Raw genomic sequence first — 6,336 nt, forward strand, 5'->3', positions numbered from 1 at the left:
AAGCGTACTGGTGGTGCCGGCCCGCTCAGACGCGGCCGAGTTTTGCGGGCGGTGCCGTGGTCTTGAGCGCAACGCTGATGCGCCTGCAGTTCTCCCCCATCGCCGCGATCTGCGGACGCGACAGCCGGCCAAGGAAGTGGGCGCGCACACCCTCGCCGTACGTTGCCATGGCTTCGCGTACCGCGGCCCTGCCGTCGTCGGTGATCGTGGCCAGCACGCCGCGGCCGTCCTCAGGACTTGCGCCCCGTCGCACCAGGCCCTGCAGCTCCAGGCGCCGGATCTGCCGGGTGACGCGACTCGGCAACGACATCAAACTGTCGGCAAGGTCCCCCATACGCGATGACCCCGTTGCGGACTTGTCCAATATGTCCAGCAGCCGCACATCGTTGAGGGTCAGATGATGTTCGTCCATGAGCGACCGATTGAGGGTCGCATACATCCGCAACGCCGAATCGAGGAAGTTTTGCCACGACCTCTGCTCGGCTATATCCAATCCGGGCATATCACTGGCTGTACGCCCCGCGATGATCCGCTCCATCCGGCAATGGTAAATCTCAACGGCGTTGCTGGGGGCCGAACAAACAGACCTGTTTCCGCAGGCTAGTAACCTTATTTGAATGCAAGCGATCATGGTTGCCAGCAAAGGTCATTTGACCTGGCAAGAAGTTACTGACATCGCGCCGCGCGAAGGCGAGATATTGATCAAGGTCAGCGCCGCCGGGGTGAACCGGGCAGACCTGTTGCAGGCCGCAGGCAACTATCCGCCGCCGCCGGGAGCCAGTGAGACTCTCGGCCTGGAGGTATCGGGCACTGTCGCGGGATTGGGCGACGGGGTCACCGGCTGGGATCTCGGGCAAGAGGTCTGCGCATTGCTGGCCGGCGGAGGCTACGCCGAGTTCGTCGCCGTGCCCGCAGGCCAGGTCATGCCGATCCCCGACTCGGTTTCGCTCCACCACGCCGCCGCCCTGCCCGAGGTCGCGTGCACGGTTTGGTCGAACCTGATCATGACCGCCAACCTGACGGCCGGGCAGCTGGTGCTCATCCACGGCGGTGCGAGCGGCATCGGCACGCATGCGATTCAGGTCGCCCGCGCGCTCGGCAGCCGGGTTGCGGTCACCGCCGGAGCAGCGAACAAGCTGGACCTGTGCGCCGAACTCGGCGCCGAGATCACCATCGGCTATCGCGACGAGGACTTCGTCGAGCGCATCCGCGCGGAGTCCGGCGGGGCCGGTGCCGACGTGATTCTCGACATCATGGGTGCCGCCTATCTTGACCGCAATGTCGACGCTCTGGCCCCCGACGGCCGGCTCGTGATCATCGGCATGCAGGGCGGCGTCAAGGCAGAGTTGAACCTCGGCAAACTGCTCGGCAAACGGGCCGGGGTGATCGCGACCGCACTGCGGTCACGTCCGGTGAGCGGTCCTGGCAGCAAGAGCGCGATCGTCAAGGAGGTCGTCGCCAACGTCTGGCCGATGATCGCCGACGGCGAGGTCCGTCCCATCATCGGTGCCGAATTCGCGATCGAGCAGGCCGGCGCCGCGCACGAATTGCTGGAGTCCGGTGAGGTGGCCGGGAAAATCGTTCTGCGAGTGGCGGACTAGCGGAATCAACCCAGCGACGCGAGCGCACGAACGAGCTGATCCACTTCGGCGGTCGTCGTGTAGTGCGCCAACCCCACGGTGACTGCGCCGCCGATGTCGTTGACGCCGATCACGTCGAGCACCCGCGAACCGGCGTTCGCGATGGCAAGAACCCCATTGTCGGCCAGGCGCTGCACCACCCGCTCGGCCGGCACGTCACTGACGGCGAAACTGAGGACGGGAATCCGCATTTCGGGCCGGCCGATCACCATGATCGCGGGCAGCGAGCGCAACGACATCAGCAGATAGTCGAACAGTCGGCTCATGTAGGACGACGCCGATTGCATTGACGTCGCCAATCTTTCGCGGCGGGTGCCCTGTGCCGCCTCGTCGAGTGAGGCCAGGTACTCGATGCTGGCGACGACGCCCGCGAGCAGACCGAACTGATGCGAACCCACCTCCAGCCGCGCCGGACCGCGGGCGTATGGGTTCAGCGACATCGAGCTGAAGGAGTCGATTACCGACGGATCGCGAAACACCAGGGCACCGATCGGCGGTCCGCCCCATGCGAGTGCGTTCACGGCGACGACGTCGGCGTCGATCTCGTCGATGTCGATCAGCTGGTACGGCGCGGCGGCGGAATGGTCGACCACCACCAGGCCGCCGTTGTCGTGCACCAGTTTGGTCACCGCCCGCAGATCGGTGACGGTGCCCAAGGTCGATGAGGCCGAGGTGATTGCGACGAGGCGGGTCGGCGCGGTGATCAGGCTCTCCCACTGCCAGCTCGGCAGCTCGCCGGATTCGATGTCGACCTCGCCCCACTTGACTTTGGCGCCATAGCGATTAGCGGCGCGCAGCCACGGGGCGATGTTGGCTTCGTCGTCCAGTCGGGTGACCACCATCTCGTAGCCCAGACCGACCCGAGCGGCGGACGCATCGGCAAGCGATGTGAGGAGGACCGCTCGATCCGGGCCAAGCACGACACCCTCAGGGTCGGCGCCGACGAGGTCGGCCACCGCCTGGCGGGCGGCGGTGAGGACGGCCGCGCTGCGCTGCGCCGACGGGTGCGGTCCGGTGGAGGTGGGCATCGAACCGCGGAAGGCGGTGGACACGGCCCTCGCGACAGCGTCGGGAAGCAGCATGCCGTTCTGGGCGTCGAAATGCACCCAGCCGTCGCCCAGAGACGGGTGCAGGCCACGCACCCGGGCGACGTCATATGCCATGGCAGCCCACCTTAAAGCGTCCTTGAATTGCACAACGTGACACGATCTCGGACGATGACCGGCTGTACGCATAGCTATCCAGCCGGGCCCGGCACGGGTCACCTAGCGGGTCATACTAGTCCAGTGGCCTTTGAGTTCGGAGTGCTCGTCGCACTTTCATAACCGGCGATCCCGGAGTGACATTGAATGCATGACGAGGCCGGGCCTGCGGGTTCGTCATGGCTGACGGGATAGTGTCGCTAGAGACGTCGGATCGCTGAACAAGGTCCACAACAACCTGAGAAGACCACGCAGCCCGCACCGCCCGAAGGGCAGGGAACAGACCGCGGAGAGGGACATGACAGCCAACAACGACGACGACGGCATCGAGATCATCGGCGGCGATCCACGCGCCGCGATGGGCGACAGCGACGACGGTAAACCGCTGACCGACCTGGTCGAGCAGCCCGCGAAGGTGATGCGGATCGGCACGATGATCAAGCAGCTGCTCGAGGAGGTGCGCGCGGCACCGCTCGACGACGCGAGCCGCAGCCGGCTGCGCGAGATCCACCGGACCAGCATCGCCGAGCTCGAGGAGGGTCTGGCGCCCGAGTTGCGCGACGAGCTTGAACGACTGACGCTGCCGTTCACCGAGGACGGTATTCCGTCCGACGCCGAGCTCCGCATCGCCCAGGCGCAGCTGGTGGGCTGGCTGGAAGGCCTGTTCCACGGCATTCAGACGGCGCTGTTCGCCCAACAGATGGCCGCGCGTCAGCAGCTGGAGCAGATGCGTGGCGGCCAGGGCGCGCTACCACCGGGAGTCACCGGACCGCGCGGCGGCGCCGGGACCGGCCAGTACCTGTAGGTGCCCCCTTAATGGCCCCCCACATCTCGACCCGCAACGCGTGGGTGGAATTTCCCATCTTCGACGCGAAGTCGCGGTCATTGAAGAAGGCGTTCCTCGGGAAGGCCGGCGGCGCGATCGGCCGCAACGAGTCCAACGTCGTCGTGATCGAGGCGCTGCGGGACATCACCATGTCGCTGGAACTCGGCGACCGCGTCGGTCTGGTCGGCCACAACGGCGCCGGTAAGTCGACACTGCTGCGACTGCTGTCCGGCATCTACGAGCCCACCCGCGGGGTTGCAACGGTGACCGGCCGGGTGGCCCCGGTGTTCGACCTCGGGGTCGGCATGGATCCAGAGATCACCGGGTTCGAGAACATCATCATCCGTGGGCTGTTCCTCGGCCAGACGCGCAAGCAGATGCTGGCCAAGGTCGACGAGATCGCGGAGTTCACCGAATTGGGTGACTACCTGTCGATGCCGTTGCGCACGTATTCCACCGGCATGCGGGTACGCCTCGCGATGGGCGTGGTGACCAGCATCGACCCCGAGATCCTGCTGCTCGACGAGGGCATCGGAGCGGTGGACGCCGACTTCCTGAAGAAAGCCCAGACGCGGCTGCAGAGCCTCGTCGAGCGCTCCGGCATCCTGGTTTTCGCCAGCCACTCCAACGAATTCCTGGCCCGGCTCTGCAAGACCGCGATGTGGATCGACCACGGAACCATCAAAATGACCGGCGGTATCGAGGAAGTGGTGCGCGCGTACGAGGGCGAGGACGCCGCCCGTCACGTGCGCGAAGTCCTCGACGAACATCGCTCGGATTGGCCGGCGACGGCCCCCAATGAATGACGCGGTGTGCGCCGTCGTCGTCACGCATCGGCGTCCCGACGAACTGGCCAAGTCGCTGGAAGCGGTGGCGGCCCAGACGCGGGTGCCGGATCATCTGATCGTCATCGACAACGACAACGACCCGCGCGTTGCCGAACTCGTAGCGGGCCAGCCGCTTGCGACCACATATCTCGGGTCACGCCGAAACCTTGGCGGCGCAGGAGGTTTCGCGCTCGGAATGTTGCACGCGCTGGCGCTCGGAAGTGACTGGGTCTGGTTGGCCGACGACGACGGGCGGCCCGCCGACTCCGAAGTGCTCGACACGCTCCTCGGATGCGCCGAGAAGCACGCGCTGGCAGCGGTGTCGCCGATGGTGTGCGATATGAACGATCCTGGGCGACTTGCCTTTCCGCTGCGCCGCGGCCTTGCCTGGCGGCGGCGGGTCGAGGAACTGCGCATCGACGGGTCCTCGGACCTGCTGAGAGGCATCGCGTCCTTCTTCAACGGTGCGTTGTTCCGTGCGTCGACGCTGGAGGCCATCGGCGTGCCCGATCTGCGGCTGTTCGTGCGCGGTGACGAGACGGAACTGCACCGCCGCCTGGTGCGGACCGGGCTGCCGTTCGGCACGTGCCTGGACGCTGTGTATCTGCACCCGCAGGGCGGCGACGAGTTCAAGCCGATCCTGGGCGGGCGGATGCATACGCAATATCCCGACGACACGGCCAAGCGATTTTTCACCTATCGCAATCGCGGCTATCTGCAGTCACTGCCGGGCATGCGCAGGCTGCTGCTTCAAGAATGGGTGCGCTTCGGCTGGTTCTTCCTGGTGTCGCGGCGAGATCCCGCAGGGCTGGTCGAGTGGATTCGGTTGCGGCGCATGGGCCGTAAAGAAAGGTTCGGGAGGCCGCCACAGTGACGTTCACCGACGCCGCAGCGCAGTCGAAGACGATGGGACGCGCCTGGGGTGACCTCGTCGCGGGCTTCGGCAAGCGCGAACTGTGGTTTCACCTTGGCTGGCAGGACATCAAGCAGCGCTACCGCAGGTCGGTGCTCGGTCCGTTCTGGATCACCATCGCAACAGGCGCCACGGCGGTCGCCATGGGCTTGTTGTACTCGAAGTTGTTCAAGCTTCCCCTCGAGGAGCACCTGCCGTACGTCACGCTCGGTCTCATCGTCTGGAACCTCATCAACGCGTCCATCCTCGAAGGCGCAGAAGTCTTCATCGCGAATGAGGGTCTCATCAAACAGCTTCCGACACCGCTGTCCGTTCATGTGTACCGATTGGTGTGGCGACAGATCATCCTGTTCGGCCACAACATGATCATCTTCGTGGTCATCGCGTTCATCTATCCGAAGCCATGGAAGTGGACCGACTTGGCCGTCGTTCCGGCCTTGTTCCTGATCGTGTTGAACTGCGTATGGGTGTCGCTGTGCTTCGGCATCCTGGCCACCAGGTACCGCGACATCAGCCCGCTACTGGTCAGCCTGGTGCAGTTGCTGTTCTTCATGACGCCGATCATCTGGAACGAGTCGACCCTGCAGCAACAGGGTGCCGGTGAGTACGCCCGAATCATCCAACTGAATCCGCTGCTGCACTACCTGGACATCGTCCGGGCCCCGCTCCTCGGTGCCGATCAGGAGGTGCACCACTGGGTGGTGGTCATCGTGCTGACGATCATCGGCTGGACTTTCGCAGCGCTTGCCATGCGGCAGTACCGGTCACGAGTGGCGTACTGGGTCTAGTTGTCTGCGCGACGAGCAATGATCAGAACCTGTGGATGAGCCTCGGCGAGGTGGCGTGAAAGTGGGCGCACCTTCCCGAGGATGATCATCACGGAAACAGGATCTCGATCAAGACCGGCGTTGGCGCGCTGGTTGGGAAG

General features: G+C 65.2%; 7 protein-coding genes. 5 read left to right on the forward strand and 2 right to left on the reverse strand.

Annotated features, from left to right (window positions below; translation table 11 throughout):
* Window positions 1-25: 25 nt before the first annotated feature.
* The gene (locus CSQ99_RS21060; RefSeq protein WP_099040939.1) at window positions 26-538 is read right to left on the reverse strand and encodes a MarR family winged helix-turn-helix transcriptional regulator; all 513 of its coding nucleotides are present in this window, start codon (window positions 536-538) and stop codon (window positions 26-28) included.
* Window positions 539-617: 79 nt separating this feature from the next.
* On the opposite strand from CSQ99_RS21060, the gene CSQ99_RS21065 reads away from it, so the two are divergent.
* Window positions 618-1,601 (forward strand): NAD(P)H-quinone oxidoreductase, encoded by a 984-nt coding sequence (locus CSQ99_RS21065; RefSeq protein ID WP_099040940.1) that lies wholly within the window; start codon window positions 618-620, stop codon window positions 1,599-1,601.
* 5 nt (window positions 1,602-1,606) lie between these two features.
* On the opposite strand, the gene CSQ99_RS21070 is transcribed toward CSQ99_RS21065, so the two are convergent.
* Window positions 1,607-2,803 carry a cysteine desulfurase-like protein gene (locus CSQ99_RS21070; RefSeq protein ID WP_099040941.1) on the reverse strand — a complete coding sequence of 399 codons (1,197 nt, stop codon included), beginning with the start codon at window positions 2,801-2,803 and terminating at the stop codon, window positions 1,607-1,609.
* Window positions 2,804-3,140: 337 nt separating this feature from the next.
* Between CSQ99_RS21070 and CSQ99_RS21075 the strand changes: the two genes are divergently transcribed.
* Genes CSQ99_RS21075 through wzm form a run of 4 tightly spaced genes read left to right on the forward strand, consistent with a single transcriptional unit; the run spans window position 3,141 to window position 6,196 of the window.
* Window positions 3,141-3,647, forward strand: a complete 507-nt coding sequence (locus CSQ99_RS21075; RefSeq protein WP_099040942.1) for a bacterial proteasome activator family protein — start codon at window positions 3,141-3,143, stop codon at window positions 3,645-3,647.
* Window positions 3,648-3,658: 11 nt separating this feature from the next.
* A complete protein-coding gene (wzt, locus tag CSQ99_RS21080) occupies window positions 3,659-4,474 on the forward strand; it encodes a galactan export ABC transporter ATP-binding subunit Wzt/RfbE (protein WP_099040943.1) in 816 nt (271 codons plus the stop codon).
* On the forward strand, window positions 4,467-5,369 hold the full coding sequence (gene glfT1 / locus CSQ99_RS21085) for a galactofuranosyltransferase GlfT1 (RefSeq protein ID WP_099040944.1): 903 nt from the start codon (window positions 4,467-4,469) through the stop codon (window positions 5,367-5,369). The genes wzt and glfT1 overlap by 8 nt, the downstream gene beginning before the upstream one ends.
* Window positions 5,366-6,196: a galactan export ABC transporter permease subunit Wzm/RfbD gene (wzm, locus tag CSQ99_RS21090; protein ID WP_099040945.1), complete on the forward strand. Its 831-nt coding sequence runs from the start codon at window positions 5,366-5,368 to the stop codon at window positions 6,194-6,196. Before glfT1 ends, wzm begins: the two co-directional genes overlap by 4 nt.
* Window positions 6,197-6,336 lie beyond the last annotated feature (140 nt).

The sequence above is a fragment of the Mycobacterium neglectum genome, assembly GCF_002591975.1.
Lineage (GTDB): Bacteria > Actinomycetota > Actinomycetes > Mycobacteriales > Mycobacteriaceae > Mycobacterium > Mycobacterium neglectum.

Excerpts from the sequence above, each read along its gene's own strand:
- CSQ99_RS21060 (WP_099040939.1), bottom strand. The coding sequence starts at position 538 with ATGGAGCGGATCATCGCGGGGCGTACAGCCAGTGATATGCCCGGATTG.
- CSQ99_RS21065 (WP_099040940.1), top strand. The coding sequence starts at position 618 with ATGCAAGCGATCATGGTTGCCAGCAAAGGTCATTTGACCTGGCAAGAA.
- CSQ99_RS21070 (WP_099040941.1), bottom strand. The coding sequence starts at position 2,803 with ATGGCATATGACGTCGCCCGGGTGCGTGGCCTGCACCCGTCTCTGGGC.
- CSQ99_RS21075 (WP_099040942.1), top strand. The coding sequence starts at position 3,141 with ATGACAGCCAACAACGACGACGACGGCATCGAGATCATCGGCGGCGAT.
- wzt (WP_099040943.1), top strand. The coding sequence starts at position 3,659 with ATGGCCCCCCACATCTCGACCCGCAACGCGTGGGTGGAATTTCCCATC.
- glfT1 (WP_099040944.1), top strand. The coding sequence starts at position 4,467 with ATGAATGACGCGGTGTGCGCCGTCGTCGTCACGCATCGGCGTCCCGAC.